The sequence below is a fragment of the Flavobacterium koreense genome (assembly GCF_054776075.1).
On the sequence record NZ_BAAHCF010000002.1, the window covers coordinates 239,454 to 258,143 of the forward strand.

Annotated in this window: 13 protein-coding genes; 3 read left to right on the plus strand and 10 right to left on the minus strand. The window is 32.1% G+C overall.

What is annotated here, in order from left to right; all coding sequences use genetic code 11:
- Window positions 1–86 precede the first annotated feature (86 nt).
- Both ACYU7A_RS01380 and ACYU7A_RS01385 read right to left on the minus strand, forming a co-directional pair.
- Window positions 87–1,601, minus strand: a complete 1,515-nt coding sequence (locus tag ACYU7A_RS01380; protein WP_460573678.1) for a T9SS type A sorting domain-containing protein — start codon at window positions 1,599–1,601, stop codon at window positions 87–89.
- A gap of 13 nt (window positions 1,602–1,614) precedes the next feature.
- On the minus strand, window positions 1,615–5,064 hold the full coding sequence (locus ACYU7A_RS01385; RefSeq protein WP_460573680.1) for a T9SS type A sorting domain-containing protein: 3,450 nt from the start codon (window positions 5,062–5,064) through the stop codon (window positions 1,615–1,617).
- Window positions 5,065–5,671: 607 nt separating this feature from the next.
- On the opposite strand from ACYU7A_RS01385, the gene ACYU7A_RS01390 reads away from it, so the two are divergent.
- Window positions 5,672–6,412 carry a hypothetical protein gene (locus ACYU7A_RS01390; RefSeq protein ID WP_460573682.1) on the plus strand — a complete coding sequence of 247 codons (741 nt, stop codon included), beginning with the start codon at window positions 5,672–5,674 and terminating at the stop codon, window positions 6,410–6,412.
- A 323-nt stretch (window positions 6,413–6,735) separates the two neighbouring features.
- Here the strand turns inward: ACYU7A_RS01390 and tsf are convergent, their stop codons facing one another.
- From tsf to rplM, 4 genes are all read right to left on the minus strand, one after another.
- Window positions 6,736–7,560: a translation elongation factor Ts gene (gene tsf / locus ACYU7A_RS01395; RefSeq protein WP_460573684.1), complete on the minus strand. Its 825-nt coding sequence runs from the start codon at window positions 7,558–7,560 to the stop codon at window positions 6,736–6,738.
- Window positions 7,561–7,703: 143 nt separating this feature from the next.
- Window positions 7,704–8,519, minus strand: coding sequence for a 30S ribosomal protein S2 (gene rpsB / locus ACYU7A_RS01400; protein WP_396142952.1), 816 nt, complete (start codon window positions 8,517–8,519; stop codon window positions 7,704–7,706).
- A gap of 177 nt (window positions 8,520–8,696) precedes the next feature.
- Window positions 8,697–9,083 (minus strand): 30S ribosomal protein S9, encoded by a 387-nt coding sequence (gene rpsI, locus ACYU7A_RS01405; RefSeq protein ID WP_298307776.1) that lies wholly within the window; start codon window positions 9,081–9,083, stop codon window positions 8,697–8,699.
- Window positions 9,083–9,538: a 50S ribosomal protein L13 gene (gene rplM, locus ACYU7A_RS01410; protein WP_298307779.1), complete on the minus strand. Its 456-nt coding sequence runs from the start codon at window positions 9,536–9,538 to the stop codon at window positions 9,083–9,085. The genes rpsI and rplM overlap by 1 nt, the downstream gene beginning before the upstream one ends.
- Window positions 9,539–9,816: 278 nt before the next feature.
- On the opposite strand from rplM, the gene ACYU7A_RS01415 reads away from it, so the two are divergent.
- Window positions 9,817–10,842, plus strand: coding sequence for a LacI family DNA-binding transcriptional regulator (locus ACYU7A_RS01415; RefSeq protein ID WP_460573688.1), 1,026 nt, complete (start codon window positions 9,817–9,819; stop codon window positions 10,840–10,842).
- A 138-nt stretch (window positions 10,843–10,980) separates the two neighbouring features.
- Window positions 10,981–13,614: a DUF5916 domain-containing protein gene (locus ACYU7A_RS01420; protein WP_460573690.1), complete on the plus strand. Its 2,634-nt coding sequence runs from the start codon at window positions 10,981–10,983 to the stop codon at window positions 13,612–13,614.
- On the opposite strand, the gene ACYU7A_RS01425 is transcribed toward ACYU7A_RS01420, so the two are convergent.
- The 4 genes from ACYU7A_RS01425 to ACYU7A_RS01440 all read right to left on the minus strand — a co-directional run bounded on the left by ACYU7A_RS01425 (window position 13,606) and on the right by ACYU7A_RS01440 (window position 18,579).
- Complete coding sequence (locus ACYU7A_RS01425; RefSeq protein WP_460573692.1) at window positions 13,606–14,337, minus strand: nicotinamide mononucleotide transporter family protein; 732 nt, start codon at window positions 14,335–14,337, stop codon at window positions 13,606–13,608. The genes ACYU7A_RS01420 and ACYU7A_RS01425 overlap by 9 nt on opposite strands.
- A gap of 49 nt (window positions 14,338–14,386) precedes the next feature.
- Complete coding sequence (locus ACYU7A_RS01430; protein WP_460573694.1) at window positions 14,387–14,797, minus strand: DUF1493 family protein; 411 nt, start codon at window positions 14,795–14,797, stop codon at window positions 14,387–14,389.
- Between the two features lie 404 nt (window positions 14,798–15,201).
- Window positions 15,202–18,066 (minus strand): DNA polymerase I, encoded by a 2,865-nt coding sequence (gene polA, locus ACYU7A_RS01435; protein ID WP_460574030.1) that lies wholly within the window; start codon window positions 18,064–18,066, stop codon window positions 15,202–15,204.
- A 6-nt stretch (window positions 18,067–18,072) separates the two neighbouring features.
- The gene (locus ACYU7A_RS01440; RefSeq protein ID WP_460573695.1) at window positions 18,073–18,579 is read right to left on the minus strand and encodes a hypothetical protein; all 507 of its coding nucleotides are present in this window, start codon (window positions 18,577–18,579) and stop codon (window positions 18,073–18,075) included.
- Between the last annotated feature and the right edge of the window lie 111 nt (window positions 18,580–18,690).

Genomic DNA, 18,690 nt, shown 5'->3' on the forward strand with positions numbered 1-18,690 from the left:
TAAATTTTTCATATATTTTTTGTGAAGATAAATAAAATAAAAAACCTCGATTCAATTAAGAACCGAGGTTTGAATTATTTTTAAATTTACTCTTTCACCAACTTCACCACAATACTTTCACTATCTTTAACAAACTTCAACAAGTAAACACCATTTGATAAAGAACTTAAATTAATCACTTCATTATTTAAAGCATTCAGTTCATACTTACTTATTTCTTGGCCTAGATAGTTGTAAACAATAACATTTTTATAGTTATAAATACTATTGTCCATATTTACTATGCCAGTTGTTGGATTAGGAAATAGTTTCATAGTATTTGTTTCAAATGTATCTGTAGATAATGTTCCTGCATTGATTCTAATTATAGCTGCACATCCCAAAGAATAATCTTCGTTTGGAGAAAAACCAGAACAAACAATTTTGTTGTCAGATTGAATTTGAACGCTTGTTATTGATGCTTCATTAGTAGAATTAATGTTTGTTACTAACATACCATTGGAATTAAAACTTGTATCTAAAGAACCATCATCGTTAAATCTAAATGTTAGAAAATTAATATTACTTCCACCATTGTCAACAAATGAGCTGCCAACAACAATTTTACCATCAATTTGTATTGCTAAATCAGCACAACCATATCCTAAATAGCTATATATTCCATTTGAACCAAAGGAACTGTCAAGATTGCCATTAGAAAGATATCTTATCATTGTTAAGCCAGATTGATTAACCGGTCCATTAAGGCTTGTGTATCCTAGTAAAAGAATTTTACCATCTTCAAGAATTTTGAGTTTTCTAAAATTGTCAGACACACCATTTGATATAATTGTTTCAACTTTTCCTCCTATTCCAAAAGTATTATCCAAACTACCGTCATTATTGTATCTTGCTAATGCAATATTTTGAGTTCCATTTACTCTTGTTCCTCCAACAAGTATTTTGTTATTTACATCTATTTCTACACATCGTATTTCACTTTGGTTTCCTGAAGAAAATACGGTCATTACTTTGCCTCCGACACCAAACGTAGGATCTAAATTACCATTGGTGTCAAGTCTAATTATACTAAAACCACCATTCACACTGCCAGTAGAACCTCCAACAAGTATTTTACCATCTGCTTGTACTTTTACAGCGTAGGCAAAATCGTGTTGTGTACCTAAATCAATTATTGCAATTCCATTATTGCCAAAACTTGTATCATAATTTCCGTCAGAATCAATTCTTGAAACAATAATATTTTGATCACCTGCAAAAGTTGGAATATTTCCAACTATTATAATTTTGCCATCAGCTTGTTTGTCAATGCTATAAATCCAACCACCATAAGTTAACTCTTTAATACCATTGTTTGCAAAGGTAGTGTCTAAACTTCCATCAAAATTTATCCTTGCTAAAAAACCGATTTCAGAATATTTCATTCCTCCTATTAAAACTTTATCATCAGGTAGAAGCAATGATGAATTGGGAACTATGTTTGAATTAAAGCATATTAATGATTTACCATTTGTTCCAAAACTTGTATCTAAAGTTCCTGCTTGTGCCAGTAGTAAAACTGGCACAAACTGAAACATAAGGATAAAAAATATTTTTTTCATAGCATATTTTTATTTACTTAATTACAATAATTTTTCGAGTGCTTTTTACACCGTCACTAAACGATATAAAATAATTTCCTTTTGGTAAATCACTCAAGTCTAAAGACTTTAGTTCGTTTGCTGTGGTGTTTTTTTGATACACCACTTGCCCAATAGAAGAATATACTTTTACATCTATTTTGTTTTCAACAAAGTTACTAAGAATAACATTAAATACACCATTACTTGGGTTAGGGTAAATTAATACATCAGTAATGTCATTATCTGCAAACAAGTCAATTTCTGGCTCACTAATAAACTCTTTTTCTAAATTTGCATTTCTAGCTTCTGCACCTGTTTGAGCAATACGTGTAATATTTAAAGCATTACTTGTGCCAAACATAGTAAATTCTCCACCTAGTATTATTTTACCATCACCCTGTCTTTTTAAAGACCAAATTGTTCCGTTTGGTCCAGCACCAACATTCAGACCGTCATTATTCCCATTCGATAAATTAATTCTCATTATGGTTTTCACAGCGGTACCTTTATAAGTATCGAAATCTCCACCAACATATAATTTTGCTGGTATTACAGGTGTAACCGAATTATTTGCAGGTTCATAAGCAAAATCTCTTACCATACCATATGTGCCTGTTTGTAAGTGAGGCATATCATTTTTAAAACCTGTACCTACTATAAATGTTGCGTCTATAGCTCCAGTTGGCATTATTCTTACAATGTTGTTGCAACTAGTGTTGTTAAAATGGGTAAACTCACCACCAATTATAATCTTGCCATCAGGCTGCACAAACATTTTGGTAGCATGAGGAGCAGGTCCTCGAGAACCTGTATTGCCAGGGTTTGGGTTTACATAAACAAAATTTAAACCAGTTCCAATATTGCTTTTAAAAGTTAAATCTATAACACCAGTATTGCTTAACTTCATCAATCTGCCAATGTTAGGATAACCGCTATACCAAGTAAAATGACCTCCCAATACTACACTACCATCAGATAATGTCACTATAGCATCAGGTGTTGAACTTAAACCAGGCAATGCTAATGGGTCATAAGCGGTTGTTATTACAGTATTAATATTCGTATTAAAACTGCCAAATTCATAATCTCCATTTGCAGATAATCTTACTAATTTTCTGGCATTATATCCATTATAATAATCAAACATTCCTCCAAGTAGAATTTTACCAGCATTAATATTGGTTGACCCATTTGGATTTTTATCTGGGTAAATATAACAAGTTCTAATTTGGGAGTTACTACCAGAAACACCTCTTAAAGTTGTGCCAGGGGCTAATGCACCAGTATTAAAAGTGGTGTCAACATTACCATCCTTTGTTAGTCTAATTATTCTTCTACCATTAGTTCCTCCATTAAAACCATCGAAGTTTCCTACCAATAAAATTTTATCAAAATTTGGTCCTGCATTTTTAACAACTTTTAAGTCTAATGCTAATTGATTTAATGGCAAAGGTCCAATAATATTAAAATTGGTATCGAGTGTTAAATCTTGATTTAATCTAGCTATCCCATAACAAGGTACATTATTGTAAGTAGTAAAATAACCTGCAATTATAATTTTCCCATCAGCTTGGGTATCAGATAGCGATACAATACTATTTGCTCTAATTCCGGGTTGCAATGGTGGCGTTATTATAGTTTGTTCATTTACAACAATTGTAACACTTGCAGTTGTAAAATTATTTAAGCATCCTACTTGAGCAATTTTATAAACTAATGTATAAGTTCCTATTGTTGTTCCTGCTGGTATTGTAATAATCCCTGCCGAATTTATTGTTGGTGCAGGTACAATTGTTGGTGCTACAGAAACATAAGAGGTAACTACATTAGTACTTGTTGCAACAACTCCATTCACTGTGTCATTGGTCAATACAGAAGTTGTTTGACCACCACTTAGAGTATTTATGGGAGTACTACTAAAGTTGTTATTTACAGCAATTATTGGAGTATTTCCAATTTTTATAGTTGCTGTAGCTTGAGAGCAGTTTGTTGTTAATCCTGATGCAGTTTGACATATTCTGTAGGTAACAGTATAAGTTCCGATAGCATTTCCTTGAGGTACATTAATTATTCCTAGATTATTTATGGTTAATCCAGTCAATCCACCACTGTTTACAATAGATGTTGTAACTTGGTTAGAAGTTAATAATACACCATTAATAATGTCATTACTTAGAACAGAAGCTGTTGTTCCGCCATTACAACTACTTATTGTGGTTGCAGTAAAATTATCAGCAACAGCATATATAATATTTGGTGTAACACTTGAGGTATTGTTACTAGGTACAGGATCTGTTTGATTTGCAGTTACAGTTGCTGTGTTAGTGTAACTACCTGTCGGTTTTACAGTTGCTACAATATTTAAAGTAGCATTTGCTCCATTTGCCAAATTACTAATTGTCCAATTTGGTGCACTCCAAGTACCAACAGATGGTGTTGCACTAACAAAGGTATAACCAGATGGTAATACATCGTTAACCACTACATTAGTAGCGCTTCCTGGCCCAACATTAGTAACAGTGATTGCAAACGTAACATTTGAGCCAACACTAGGTGTTGCGTTACTAATAGTTTTTAGAACTTTTATATCAGTTGTGCATCCATCAATTGTAACAACTACTGGTTGAGTTGGACTGTAACAATTTCCAACTAGATTATAAAAAGAAGCAAAATAGGTCCCTGCACCTACAATTGTCGATGTTAATGTATTAGAATTAGTTGCAGGTGTACTAGTATGCCAAGTTAATGTTGTACAGTCTATGTTTGGATTATTACTTGATGCAATACTATTTAAATCAACGTTAGTTGTATTTGGGCAAACTGAATTTAATGTGGTAGCATTTAAAATAGGTGTCGGTAAATTACAAACATATGGGGTTAAAATAAAATTGCATAGATTACCTTGTTTTATAAGTGTAAGAGAGTCTGGATCATCGTTAAATGTTATAGAAGTAAACGGCTCATTAGAAGAAACAGTTATACCTACATTACCAGAGGCACCACCACCAGGTATTTGTGAAACAGAGCCAGTAATGATATTGCCATTTATCGTAACTCCACATGGATTCGATAACTGCATAGTTCCGCAGCTATTTGTTGATATTGTACCAAAATCTAAATTTCTATCAACAATTGAGTAAGATATTCGTGCACTTGTTACTGGCGAACTAAAAGTATAGGTTATAAAACCAATACCATCCCAAGGGCTTGATGCAGCTCCTATTCCTGTGTAAACTGCATTTGGTAAGCAATTGCTTGAAGTATTCTGTTGTGCCGTATAATTTAAATATAAAGAGCCTGTTGCAGTTATTGTTATACCTCCAACAATACATGATGGTAGCGTAGCTGGTGGAGTTGTAATAGCATCAACATTTCTTGTTTCGTCAGCATAAGACCTTTTAAGTATTATACCATCAATGGATTGGGTCTGTGTAAACCCCAACGAGCTAAATAATAAGAAAAAACATAGCTTAAAATAAATAATTTTCTTTTTATAATTCATAATTTTTAAAATTAATAAGTAAATAATAATTGATTTGACTTTTTTTTAAAAAAATCAACAATGCAGCAGATTAGGGGTTTTTGCTGTTTTTTATAGTTTCTATACTTTTCAAGTTATAGTCTTACTATTCTTGAAAGCCCTATAAAAAGAGGGTGTGGAACCGTGCACTGTTTAGGTAAGAGGCATCTCGAAACGCCCAACAGACAAAACAGGACAGCCCACACCTTTGTTATAGTGTGAGCTTTACCTATCTGACTCTGTCTGTTTAAATTTTCGAGATTTTCTTACCAGAGTTTTTTTAAGTAAAAGCTATATTTTTATGTTTCTATTTTCTTACATGATAAAACGAATATATTCTAAATATTTAGATTTACCAAAAAAATTATAGAATATTTTCTGTTGTTTTTTTATTTGTAGAATATGCTCTACAAAAGGCATTACTTCTTTTTTTTTGAAGTAAAAAGTTTAACAAAATTTTAAAATTTTAGCAATAATAGAATATAAAACAGTGCGTTACGATATTAATAGTAACTAAAATATTTATATTATGGCATCAACATCAGAAACAGGTCACGCAAAGAACATTGCAAATTTTCAAGATTTAATTTCCTTTTGTCAAGGTTATGGTTCGGTTTACAATCCTACTAAAAGTAGTTTAAAAATTATTGAGTTACAATCTTTATATCAATTAGCTCAAAACAAATTAGACACTGCTAAAACTCAAAAGACAGCTTTTGATATAGCAACAAACGATCGTAGAAATTCATTTTCTAATCTTAAACCTTTGGCTACTAAAATCATTAATGCTTTTTCGGTATCAGGTGTAGACAGTTCGGCTATTGCAAATGCAAAAACAGTAAATAAAAAATTGCAAGGCACAACCAAAAAAGCAGTTCCTGTTGCTTCAGCAACTCCAGAGGCGTCTACTCCAGCAAATAGTATTTCTACTTCTCAACAATCTTACGACCGTTTGATTGATCATTTCGCTAATCTTATTCAAGTTTTAGTGCAAAATACTCTTTATGCACCAAATGAAGTAGAATTGCAAGTTACCTCATTACAATCAAAACTTACAGATTTACAAAGTAAGAATACAAGTCTTATTAATTCCTATACATCATATAGCAATGCAATGATAGATAGAAATCAAACATTGTATAATCCATTATCGGGCTTAGTACAAACTGCCAAAGAAGTAAAACAATATGTTAAAAGTATTTATGGTGCAACAAGCCCTCAATACCGTCAAGTTAGCGGCTTAGAGTTTAAAGTAATTAATAAAGATTAATATTCTTGCAACATCTTTTAATATTGTTGCAACTTCAAATATAAAATTATGGACTGCGCAAACTATTTTATCAACTGCAAGTTTGTTATTTGTAAAAGCATTTATAATGTTAAAGACTTAAACTTTAAATTTTAAATATTCATTCTATATTTTTTGTACTGCTTTTACAATAGTACTAATTGATAACTATTTTTTTTCAATTGAAACTATAGTTTTAGTAAATGCAATGAAACATAATAAAAAAACCTCGATTCAATTAAGAACCGAGGTTTATATTGTTTGAATTACTTTGTACTTCGTACTTCGTAAATCGTACTTTATATTTATCCTAAAGCAACTCTTCTGAAACCTGTAACAGTTAAACCACCGTCAACAGATTTAATGTAAGAAGCAACGCTCATAGAACCGTCTTTAATATAATCTTGGTTCACTAAAGTGTTGTCTTTGTAGAAACGTTGGATTTTACCTTTAGCGATATTGTCTAACATAGCTTCTGGTTTTCCTTCTTGACGTAATTGATCTTTAGCGATTTCAATTTCTTTTTCAATGATTGATGCATCAACACCAGCTTCATCTAAAGCAATTGGATTCATTGCAGCAGCTTGCATTGCTACGTTTCTTGCAGCTTCTTCAGCGCCTTCAACGTTAGCAGATAATGCAGTTAAAACAGCAATTTTGTTTCCAGCGTGAATGTATGAACCAACGAAAGCACCACTTAATCTTTCGAAAGAAGCGATTTCAATTTTTTCTCCAATAACACCAGTTTGCTCAATTAATTTGTCAGCAACTGTAATACCATTAAAATCTGAAGCTAAAAATGCTTCTTTAGTATCATAGTTTAATGCTTGATTAGCTAATTCAGTAGCTAATTTTACGAAACCTTCATTTTTTCCAACGAAGTCAGTTTCGCAATTTAATGTGATAACAACACCAGAAGTTTTGTCAGCGTTAACAACTGCAATAGCAGCTCCTTCAGTAGATTCTCTGTCAGATCTGTTAGCAGCCACTTTTTGACCTTTTTTTCTAAGGTTTTCGATTGCTAAATCAAAATCTCCATCAGCTTCTACTAATGCTTTTTTGCAGTCCATCATACCTGCACCTGTGATTGTTCTTAATTTATTTACGTCTGCAGCAGTAATTGTTGCCATTTTGTTTTTATTTTAAGATTAAAAATAATTTGTGTAAAAAAAGAAATTCCAATTTACAAATCCCAAATTCCAATTTTAATAAATCATCAAATAATTGATAATTTCTTGGAATTTGGAATTTATATTTTGGAATTTTCTGTGTTTTATTCTTCAGTACTTGTTTCAGTAGCTTCTACTTCTGGAGCAGCAGTTTCAACAACAGCAGCTTCTGGAGCAGCAACTTCTTCAACAGTTTCTACTTCAGTAGCATCATCAGCTTCTTTATCAGAAGTTCTGTTTGCTAATCCGTCTTTAACTGCGTCAGTAACTAAAGTTAAAATTTTGTCAATTGATTTAGAAGCATCATCATTTGCAGGGATAACATAATCTACCTCACGTGGGTCAGAGTTTGTATCTACCATTGCGAAAACTGGAATGTTTAATTTTTGTGCTTCTTTTATTGCGATGTGTTCAGCTTTGATATCTACTACGAAAAGTGCAGCAGGTAATCTAGACATGTCAGCGATAGAACCTAAGTTTTTCTCTAATTTCGCACGAAGACGATCAACTTGAAGTCTTTCTTTTTTAGAAAGCGTCATGAATGTTCCGTCTTTTTTCATTCTATCGATTGTTGCCATTTTTTTAACAGCTTTACGGATAGTAACGAAGTTTGTTAACATACCACCAGGCCATCTTTCTGTGATGTAAGGCATGTTACAAGCTAATGCTTTTTCTGAAACGATATCTTTTGCTTGTTTTTTGGTAGCTACGAAAAGTATTTTTCTACCAGATGCTGCAATTTTTTTCATAGCTTCACCAGCTTCTTCAATTTTTGCAGCAGTTTTATATAGGTTAATGATATGAATACCATTACGCTCCATATAAATGTAAGGAGCCATGTTTGGATCCCATTTACGAGTCATGTGTCCGAAGTGAACACCTGCTTCTAATAATTCTTTAACGTCAATTTTGTTTGCCATTGTGTAATAGTTTACGTTCCGTGTTATAGCAATTTTCAAGTAGTCACTTTCGGTATGTCTTGAAAATTTAGATGCTAAACTAATTCCCTTTTTATAAGGAATATCGACAACTTTGTTTTAAATTCAATTTTAATTGTAAAAATGTATCTGAAAAAATATTCTGATAAATATCGAATATTAACGTTTCGAGAATTGGAATCTCTTTCTCGCTTTTTTCTGACCGAATTTTTTACGTTCTACCATTCTTGGATCTCTTGTAAGTAATCCTTCTGGTTTTAAGATAGCTCTGTTTCCTTCGCCAACTTCACACATTACTCTTGCTAAAGCCATTCTTACAGCTTCTGCTTGTCCTGTTGAACCACCACCGTAAACATTTACTTTTACGTCAAAGTTGTTTACATTTTCTGTCATAGACATTGGTTGTAATACTTTGTACTGTAAAGTAGCTGTTGGGAAGTAAGTTGCAAATTCTTTTTTGTTTACAGTGATTTTACCTGTACCTTCAGTAACATAAACACGTGCAACTGCACATTTTCTTCTACCGATTTTGTGAATAACTCCCATTACTTTAAGTCGTTAAGGTTAACGGTTTTTGGTTGTTGAGCGCCATGTTTGTGCTCAGTACCAACATTTACATCTAAATTACGGAATAATTGTGCTCCTAATTTGTTTTTAGGCAACATTCCTTTTACAGCTTTTTCTACTAATAATGCAGGGTTTTTTTGTTGCATTACTTTAGCAGTTAAACTTCTTTGTCCTCCTGGATAACCTGTGTGTCTGATGTACGTTTTGTCATCTAACTTGTTTCCAGTTAAATTAATTTTCTCTGCGTTGATAACAATTACGTTATCTCCACAGTCAACGTGTGGTGAATAACTTGGCTTGTATTTACCTCTTAAAAGCATCGCGACTTTTGAAGCAAAACGACCTAAGTTATGACCTTCAGCGTCTACAACAATCCACTGTTTTTCAGCTGTGGCTTTGTTGGCAGAAACTGTTTTGTAGCTTAATGCGTCCATAATATTATTTTAATTAAACATTCCATTCCCAATTAAGGGAGTGCAAAAGTACAATTATTTATTATATATGCAAAAAGGATTTTGATTTTTAATTATTATTTTGAATTATAACGATTTATAGTATCCAAATTGATGGCTAATTAGCCCTGATTGGAAGGAAAAACCTTTGCTTTTTTGCAAAGTTTTGGGAGGAAAGCAGGAATATGGATTACAAAAATGCGCAAACCATTCGCTACTATCCATAATTTTCATAAATTTACACCTTATATATATGTAAGATGAAATCGAAAGCCACTTTAAAACAAATTGCTAAGGAACTAGGAGTATCTGTTTCGACAGTATCTAAGGCGTTGAATGATAGTCCGGAAATTAGTGAACCAACCAAAATTCGTGTTCAAGAATATGCGAAATTGAAAAATTATAAACCAAATGTTATTGGGTTGAATCTTAAAAATCGTTCTACCAAAACGATTGGTGTAATTATTCCGAATATTCTAAATCAGTTTTTTGCAAAGGTTTTTACCGGAATTGAAAAAGTTGCCGATGAGAAAGGTTATAAAGTTATTACATGTATTTCTAACGAATCGATAGAAAAAGAAATTAGCGCTTTAGAGATGTTGAGTAATGGAACTATTGATGGATTTATTTTATCCATTTCGGAAGAAGCTCAAAAATTGCAACAATTTGGTCATTTTAAATCGATAATCAACGAAGGTACGCCAATTGTGATGTTTGACAGAATTGCTGACGAAGTAAATTGTGATAAAGTTATCGTTGATGATTTAGATTCAGCGGTAAATGCTACGGAACATTTGATTAAAACAGGATGCAAGAAAATTGCATTGTTCTCGTCTATTGATAATTTGAGTGTTGGAAAATTGCGCGCTAAAGGTTTTTATAAAGCATTAGAAGATAACGGAATTAAAATCAATGAAAACTTAGTTATTTTAACTGAAACTGCGGAAGATTTTGATACTAAATCGGCAAATTTCTTTGATAAAAATAAAGTGGATGCAGTTTTTGCATTAGATGAACATGCCTCTGTAATGGCAATGAAAATGGGAATTAAGAAAGGATTGAAAATTCCAGATGAACTTTCTATTATTGGTTTTGCTGATGGTGTTTGGTCTAGAAGATTAACGCCAAGTTTGTCAACTGTAAGTCAGCATGGTCCAGAAATTGGTGAAGTGGCTACAAAAATGCTAATAGAAAAATTAGAAAGCAAAGAGGAAAATTACAGTCATAAAACTACAATTGTAAAAACGGAATTACGTCAAAGAGAATCGACTAGGAAGATTAAATAGTTTTTAAATTATATTTATAAAGCCATCATTTGAAGTGATGGTTTTTTTTATGTCTAATTGTTAAAGTTTGAAATAAGTGTAACAATTGTTAAAATTCGATGTCTATTTATATAATCATCAATCAAAAAACGAACAATCATGCACTTACACAAACTTTTACCACTGCTTTTTGGTGCTTTATTCTTTTGTAGTTCTTATGCTCAAGAGAATGATAGTGTAACTAAGAAAGTGTACACAACAAAATTCCTAAATGAAAACGAAGCTCCAACTATTGACGGAATTATCGATGAAAAAAGTTGGGATATTGTAGATTGGACCGGTGACTACATTGAAAATGAACCAGACGAAAACACACCTCCATCAGAACAAACGAAATTTAAGGTGGTTTACGACAAAAACTACTTGTATTTTGCGTATAAATGTTACGACAAAGACCCGAAAGGAATCGTAAAGCGATTGTCACGTCGTGATGGTTTTGAAGGTGATTGGGTTGAAATAAATATCGATAGTTATAACGACAAACGAACAGGTTTTTCCTTTACAATATCGGCATCTGGAGTGAAAGGCGACGAATTTATTTCAGACAACGGAAACAATTGGGATGGAAGTTGGAACCCAATTTGGTATGTAAAAACCAATGTTGATGATGAAGGTTGGACAGCCGAAGTAAAAATACCTTTCAGCCAATTAAAATTTGGAAATAATAAAGAGCAAGTTTGGGGATTACAATCAACGAGACGTTATTTTCGTGCCGAAGAACGTTCTGTTTGGCAACGTGTAAAACGTGACGCGCCAGGTTGGGTAAGTGAGTTTGGAGAATTAAGAGGTTTGGTAGATATTCAACCGCAAAAGCAACTTGAAATTCAACCTTTTGTTGTAACACAATTAGAAACGTATGAGAAAGAACCAGGAAATCCTTTTCGCGATGGTTCTGACGCCAAAATTAATGGAGGTTTAGATGCCAAAATCGGATTAACCAATGACTTGACTTTAGATTTAACCATCAATCCCGATTTTGGTCAGGTTGATGCCGATCCTGCTGCGATTGCTTTGGATGGGTTTCAAATATTTTTTCAAGAGCGAAGACCATTTTTTGTTGAAAATAAAAATATTTTTAATTACCAATTTGCCGACGGACAAGACAATTTGTTTTATTCTAGAAGAATTGGAAGAAGTCCACAAGGATATCCAAATACATCTAATGGAGAATTTGTTGATGTTCCAAATAATAGTACAATTCTTGGTGCGGCAAAGTTTAGTGGGAAAACTAAAAACGGCTGGTCTATTGGTATTTTAGAAAGTTTAACCGACAAAGAGTTTGCCAAAATTGATGACAATACCAATAAAAGAGAAGCGCTTGTAGAACCACTTACTAATTATATTGTTACTCGTGCGCAGAAAGATTTCAATAACAGAAAAAGTTTTATTGGTGGAATTTTCACGGCAACCAACAGAAATCTTCAAGGTGATGAATTGAATTATCTTAGAAAATCTGCCTACACGGCTGGTTTTGACTTTATGCATAATTGGAAAAATAGAAAATATTATTTTAGTGGAAACATAGTAACAAGTCATGTAACAGGTAGTAAAGAAGCTATTGCAAATACACAGCAAGAGTTAACACATTTATTTCAAAGAGTTGATGCTAGTCATGTGGAAGTTGACCCTAATAGAACTTCATTGACTGGAACTGGAGGAAAGTTTGAATTAGGAAAAAATAGCGTTGGGAATTGGCGTTATTACGGAATTTTCACTTGGCGTTCACCTGAATTAGAATTAAACGATGTTGGTTTTTTAAGACAAGCAGATGATTTGAGACAAATCGGAATTTTGAGTTATCAAACCTTAAAACCAATTGGAAATTTTAGAAGAATTAACGCTCGTTTCGAACAATTTACGTCATATGATTTTGATGGAAATCACAACAGAACACAATATTCTATAAGTTCAAATGCTAATTTTAAGAGCAATTGGGCAATTTATTATCAGTTTACGCACAAGCCAAAAATATTTACTAATACTATTTTGCAAGGCGGACCAAGATTTAGATATTCTGAAGAAGTTATAAATGTTTTAAATTTTTCAACTGATTCAAGAAAAAAATTGCGTTTTGATTCTGGAATTGTAGCTTCTCAAGGAAAAGATAATTCGTTTTCTTACACCGAATTTACTACTGGAATTACGTATCAACCCATAAATGCCTTTACGGTTTCTTTGTATCCGGGTTATACAATAAATAAAAGCAAAACTCAATATGTAACCGAAACGAGTTTTGGGTCAACTCCTAGATATATTATGGCTAATATTGATCAGAGAACCTTGAGCGCTTCTATCAGAATGGATTTTAATATTAATCCGAATTTGACTATTCAATATTATGGAGAGCCTTATATTTCAAGAGGAAAATATAAAGATTTCAATAGAGTAACCAATCCAATTGCTAAATATTATGGTGATAGAATTTCGATTTTTGATAGTAATCAAATAGCATTTGATGCTTCAAATGATACTTATTCAATTGATGAAGACGCCAATGGTTCAGTAGATTATAGAATTGGAAATCCTGATTTTGCTTATGTGCAATTTCGTTCTAATTTGGTTGTTCGATGGGAATATATTCCAGGTTCTGAGATTTTCTTAGTTTGGTCACAAGGAACAACAGGTTTAGGAAATCCAAATGATGATTTGTTTAGAAGCTTAGATTCGCAAATATTAGGAAGAAAACCTGAGAACATTTTTTTGATAAAAGCTACTTATCGATTTTTATTTTAATGCTCTTTTCTTATCATCATCCCAAGTGATATAACCAATAATTGCATTAAAAAGATAAAAAACATATTTAGCAGTATTGGCTATATTCATTTGCAATATGTTTTGAACTAATTTGGTGATGTTGTAAAACTGCCACATAAACCAGTTGTCAGGATACATTCTGGCGGTATTGAAAGTAGCACCAAAAGTTATTCCTGCAGGAATTGCTATAGCAAAAAACAATCTCCAATCAATTGGTTTTTCAGAAAGATATTTGAAAGCAATATAATTAAGAACCAAAGAGAATACAAAACCAAGAACTAAATTGCGGTAAAATATAAAGTCAATAGAACGCAAAACGGTGCTTTTTTTCCAAGCTTTGAAAACCAAATAATTTCCAATAAAAGTTACTGGATAAGTTAAAATCGCACCAACATTTCCAAGTAAATAATCAATTGAACCACTCAAAAATGTATTGCAAGTAGCAAGAAAGTTTCCAATATTATTCTTTTTAGTAACCAAACGATTACCAATCATAGACAATCCAGTATTGACAATGGAAACATAACCCAATAAGAAAACATAGTTTTTGCCTTGAAAAGTAAATTTGTATTCGGTGTTATGATAACCTAAAGCAATCGAAGCTGTGATAACTATAATCAATCCAATAATATCTAAATAGGTACTATTAGTTATTGATTTTATGGTTTTTATGGTTTTTTCTGAAAGCGAAAGTATTGACATTCAAATAAATTTCGACAAAGATAGATAAATTTAAAGGAAAGGATAATTTTTATATTTTAACAAGAATGATAATTACGATAATAGAAATTATTAGAACCCAATTGATTAATATATCATATCGATATTTTGATAATTTATGTTCAGGATAATCAATAGTCCATTTCTTAGAATTTGCGAATTCGGTCAACATTTTTGGTGTAATTGGAATTCTTGTAACTCTTTCATTTGGGCTTTTACAAAAAGAACCACCAAAACTGTTCCAACTGCCTTCTTCTTCATGATGAAAATACCAAAGATATTCCGACATGTCAACTTGATACTTCTTTTGATAAGTAGTCATAAGGTCATCACAATCGTCGCCGCTAAATCCTGTTTCTTCAAAAATATCTGAATTAGAATTTAGATTTGATTCCCAAAATTCTTTTTCAATGAAATTGATTATTTCTTCTTCCAAAATCATACTTTCTGTTTTTTAATGAAATTATAATGTTTGTAATAAAAAAAACAACGCTTAATACAATTGAATAAAAAGTTACATAAATGTAATTATAGTTATAATTACTAAATGTAAGAATTGGAATCGTTATTAACAATATGTGAATTATCGAAATTGTCAAATGTGTTTTTATCTTAAAAGCAAACAAAATTCCATAACTTATCAAAAACAAAATATAAAGTGGAAAATAGATGAAAATAAAATCTGTAATATCCCAAGCCCAGCCAACTGTTTTATTCACTCCCCAATTTGCAACTGTATTTTTATCAAAAAGAAAATACATTAAAAAAAAATTATTGGTGAAAGTAGAACTAAAAATAAGTTTTTTGTAAATAATTTAATTATAATTTTCATAAAATATGTAAAAATCAATGCGCTTCCAACCAATTTTTCCCAACACCAATTTCAACATCTAACGGAACATCCATTTTGAAGGCGTTTTCCATTTCGTGTTTGATCATAGGTTTGATTTTTTCTAATTCAGAGTTGTGAACGTCAAATACAAGTTCGTCATGAACCTGAAGTAACATTTTCGATTTCCAATTCTCCGAAGTTAGTTTCTTGTGAATATTAATCATCGCAATTTTGATAATATCGGCTGCCGAACCTTGAATTGGTGCATTTACTGCATTTCGTTCCGCGCCACTTTTCACCATCATATTGGCAGAATTAATGTCTTTTAAATAACGTCTTCTTCCTAAAACCGTTTGAACATAACCATTTTCTCTTGCAAAATCAACTTGATTGCTCATGTAAGATTTCAGTTTTGGATACGTTGCATAATAAGCATCAATCAACTCAGCACTTTCTTTACGTGAAAGCGATGTTTGGTTAGAAAGTCCGAAGGCTGAAACACCATAAATAATTCCGAAATTCACCGTTTTGGCATTGCTACGTTGTTCTTTTGTAACTTCTTCTAACGGAACATTGAATACTTTTGCAGCTGTACTTCTGTGAATATCTTCATTGTTTTGAAAGGCTTTAATCATATTCTCTTCACCAGAAAGTGCTGCGATAATACGAAGTTCTATTTGCGAATAATCGGCAGAAACTAAGGTGTAATTTTCATCACGAGCTATAAATGCTTTTCTAATCAATCGTCCTCTTTCTGTACGAATTGGAATATTCTGCAAGTTTGGATTATTCGAACTCAAACGACCAGTTGCTGCAACCGTTTGCATATAATCTGTGTGAACGCGACCAGTTTTTTTGTCTACTTGATTGGGTAAAGCATCAATATAAGTACTTTGCAATTTCACCATTTGACGCCAGTCCAAAATATCTTTCACAATTGGATTGTCATTCGCCAAATAACTTAAAATTTCTTCGCCAGTAGCGTATTGACCAGTTTTGGTTTTCTTTTGTTTTGCTCCGCCAATTTTCATTTTATCAAATAAAACGTCGCCCAATTGTTTTGGTGAAGCCAAATTGAATTTCTCGCCAGCAGTTTCATATATTTTTTGTTCCAATTCTGAACTTTCTTTTGCCATTTCAACCGACATTTCTTTCAGGAATGGAACGTCAAGATTAATGCCTTCCAATTCCATTGAAGCTAAAACAGGAATTAAAGGAATTTCAATTTCGTCAAATAATTTTTTAGTTTCGGCTTTATCTAAAATCGGACTGAAATTTTGTTTTAATTGATAGGTAATATCAGCATCTTCGGCAGCGTATTCTTTGATTTCTTCCAAAGCAACATCGCGCATTGATTTTTGATTCTTACCTTTTTTACCAATTAAATCTTCAATTGATTTTGGCGAATATTTCAAATAAGTTTCACTTAAAACATCCATATTATGACGCATATCTGGATTGATTAAGTAATGCGCAATCATCGTATCGAATAATTTTCCTTTGATTTGAACTCCATAATTAGAAAGAATTTTCAAATCGTATTTTATATTTTGACCAATTTTTTCGATGCTTTCACTTTCAAAAAACGGTTTGAATTTATCTACTAAAACTTGAGCTTCTTCCTGATTTTCAGGAAACGGAACGTAAAATGCCTTTCCTTTTTCAAACGAAAATGACATTCCAACCAATTCAGCATTCAAGGCATCAATTCCAGTTGTTTCTGTGTCAAAACAAACCGAAGTTTGATTTAATAAATTTTGCAAAAACAATTTTGTACCTAATTCACCTTGAATTATCGTATAATTATGATTGGTGTTTTCTAATGTTGCATAATTGGAATTGGTTTTTACTTCACCACTTTCCTCATCAGAAAATCCGAATAAATCAAATTGATCTTCATTGGATTTCTTTGTAATTTGTTTTTTTAATGTAGTTTGACTTGCACTCGTCTCAGTTGAATTTCCATTCGTGTCAATTTCATCATATTCTTTTCCAGTTCCAAAATATTTGTCAAACTGCGCTTTCATCTGACGGAATTCTAATTCTTGAAATAAAGCATCGGTTTTTTCAACATCAGGTTTAGAAAGTTCGAAATCATCGGCGTTAAATTCAACAGGACAATCGAGTAGGATAGTGGCTAGTTTTTTTGATAATATTCCCAATTCGGCATTGGCTTCAATTTTATCTTTGATGGCGCCTTTCAGTTCGTGTGTATTGGCCAAAAGATTTTCCATCGAACCATATTCTTTCAAAAATTTCTTCGCTGTTTTTTCTCCTACGCCAGGTAATCCCGGAATATTATCGGCTGCATCGCCCATCATTCCTAAGAAATCGATTACTTGTTCAGGTCGTTCGATTTCAAATTTTTCTAAGACTTCTGGAATTCCCCAAATTTCAATGTCGTTACCCATTCTCGCAGGTTTGTACATAAAAATATTTTCGGAAACCAATTGTGCAAAATCCTTATCAGGCGTAACCATATATACTTTGAAACCTTCTTTTTCGGCTTGTTTAGCCAAAGTTCCAATTAAATCATCAGCTTCAAAACCTGCTTTTTCCATAATTGGAATATGCATAGCTTTCAATAATTCTTGAATATATGGAACTGCAATTTTAATGGCTTCTGGAGTTTCATCACGATGCGCTTTATATTCTTGGTACATTTCATAGCGATAATCGCTACCGCCTTTATCAAAAGCTACTGCTAAATGATCGGGTTTTTCACGTTTGATAACATCCATCAAGGCATTCATAAATCCCATAATGGCCGATGTATCCATCCCTTTAGAATTGATTCTTGGGTTTTTTATAAAAGCAAAATAGCCGCGAAAGATTAGTGCATATGCGTCGAGAAGGTAAAGGCGTTTTTGTGACATGATTGTTATTTAAAAAGTAATAGAAAATCCAACTCCATTAGAATTAGAAATAAATGAAGTTGATTCGATATTGAAACTCGTTTTTGGGGTTTTTAAATCTTCATTCATAATAGAAACAGATCTCTTTATTTTTTTAGAAAACCCTATTTTTATTGGAATTGCTATTAAAACAGCACCAGCGCCAACAAAATATAATGCATTACTAGTTTTTTTTATTGTTGGATATCCATATTGATTGTTTACTATATTTGAATCACTAATATTAACTAAATGCTTTGTTATGACAGTAGATAAGCCTCCATAAAGTAAAATATTTCCAATTGTTTGTTTTGTTTTTCCAGAATTATACAATCTTAATGCTACAGGATTACTTGCAAATAAATCACGAACTTCTGTTGAAGTAAGCTTTACATTATCAGAGTTAAAAACTCTACTGGTGCTTTTGAAAGTAAGAACGTCTTGGCTAAAACAAAAAAATGAAGATGTCAATAATAGTAACAAGATAAGATGTTTCATGGTTTAAAATTTATATTCAAAACAAAAATAGTTTTATTATAATTAATATTAAAGGAAAGATTAACTAAAATTTATGCTTTATCCAATCATTAGATTTTTACTTTTGTTAAA

Coding starts and splice junctions, on each gene's coding strand:
- ACYU7A_RS01420 (WP_460573690.1), top strand. CDS start 10,981: ATGCACTTACACAAACTTTTACCACTGCTTTTTGGTGCTTTATTCTTT.
- ACYU7A_RS01430 (WP_460573694.1), bottom strand. CDS start 14,797: ATGATTTTGGAAGAAGAAATAATCAATTTCATTGAAAAAGAATTTTGG.
- ACYU7A_RS01440 (WP_460573695.1), bottom strand. CDS start 18,579: ATGAAACATCTTATCTTGTTACTATTATTGACATCTTCATTTTTTTGT.
- ACYU7A_RS01380 (WP_460573678.1), bottom strand. CDS start 1,601: ATGAAAAAAATATTTTTTATCCTTATGTTTCAGTTTGTGCCAGTTTTA.
- rpsI (WP_298307776.1), bottom strand. CDS start 9,083: ATGGGAGTTATTCACAAAATCGGTAGAAGAAAATGTGCAGTTGCACGT.
- ACYU7A_RS01425 (WP_460573692.1), bottom strand. CDS start 14,337: ATGTCAATACTTTCGCTTTCAGAAAAAACCATAAAAACCATAAAATCA.
- rpsB (WP_396142952.1), bottom strand. CDS start 8,519: ATGGCAAACAAAATTGACGTTAAAGAATTATTAGAAGCAGGTGTTCAC.
- tsf (WP_460573684.1), bottom strand. CDS start 7,560: ATGGCAACAATTACTGCTGCAGACGTAAATAAATTAAGAACAATCACA.
- ACYU7A_RS01415 (WP_460573688.1), top strand. CDS start 9,817: ATGAAATCGAAAGCCACTTTAAAACAAATTGCTAAGGAACTAGGAGTA.
- ACYU7A_RS01390 (WP_460573682.1), top strand. CDS start 5,672: ATGGCATCAACATCAGAAACAGGTCACGCAAAGAACATTGCAAATTTT.
- rplM (WP_298307779.1), bottom strand. CDS start 9,538: ATGGACGCATTAAGCTACAAAACAGTTTCTGCCAACAAAGCCACAGCT.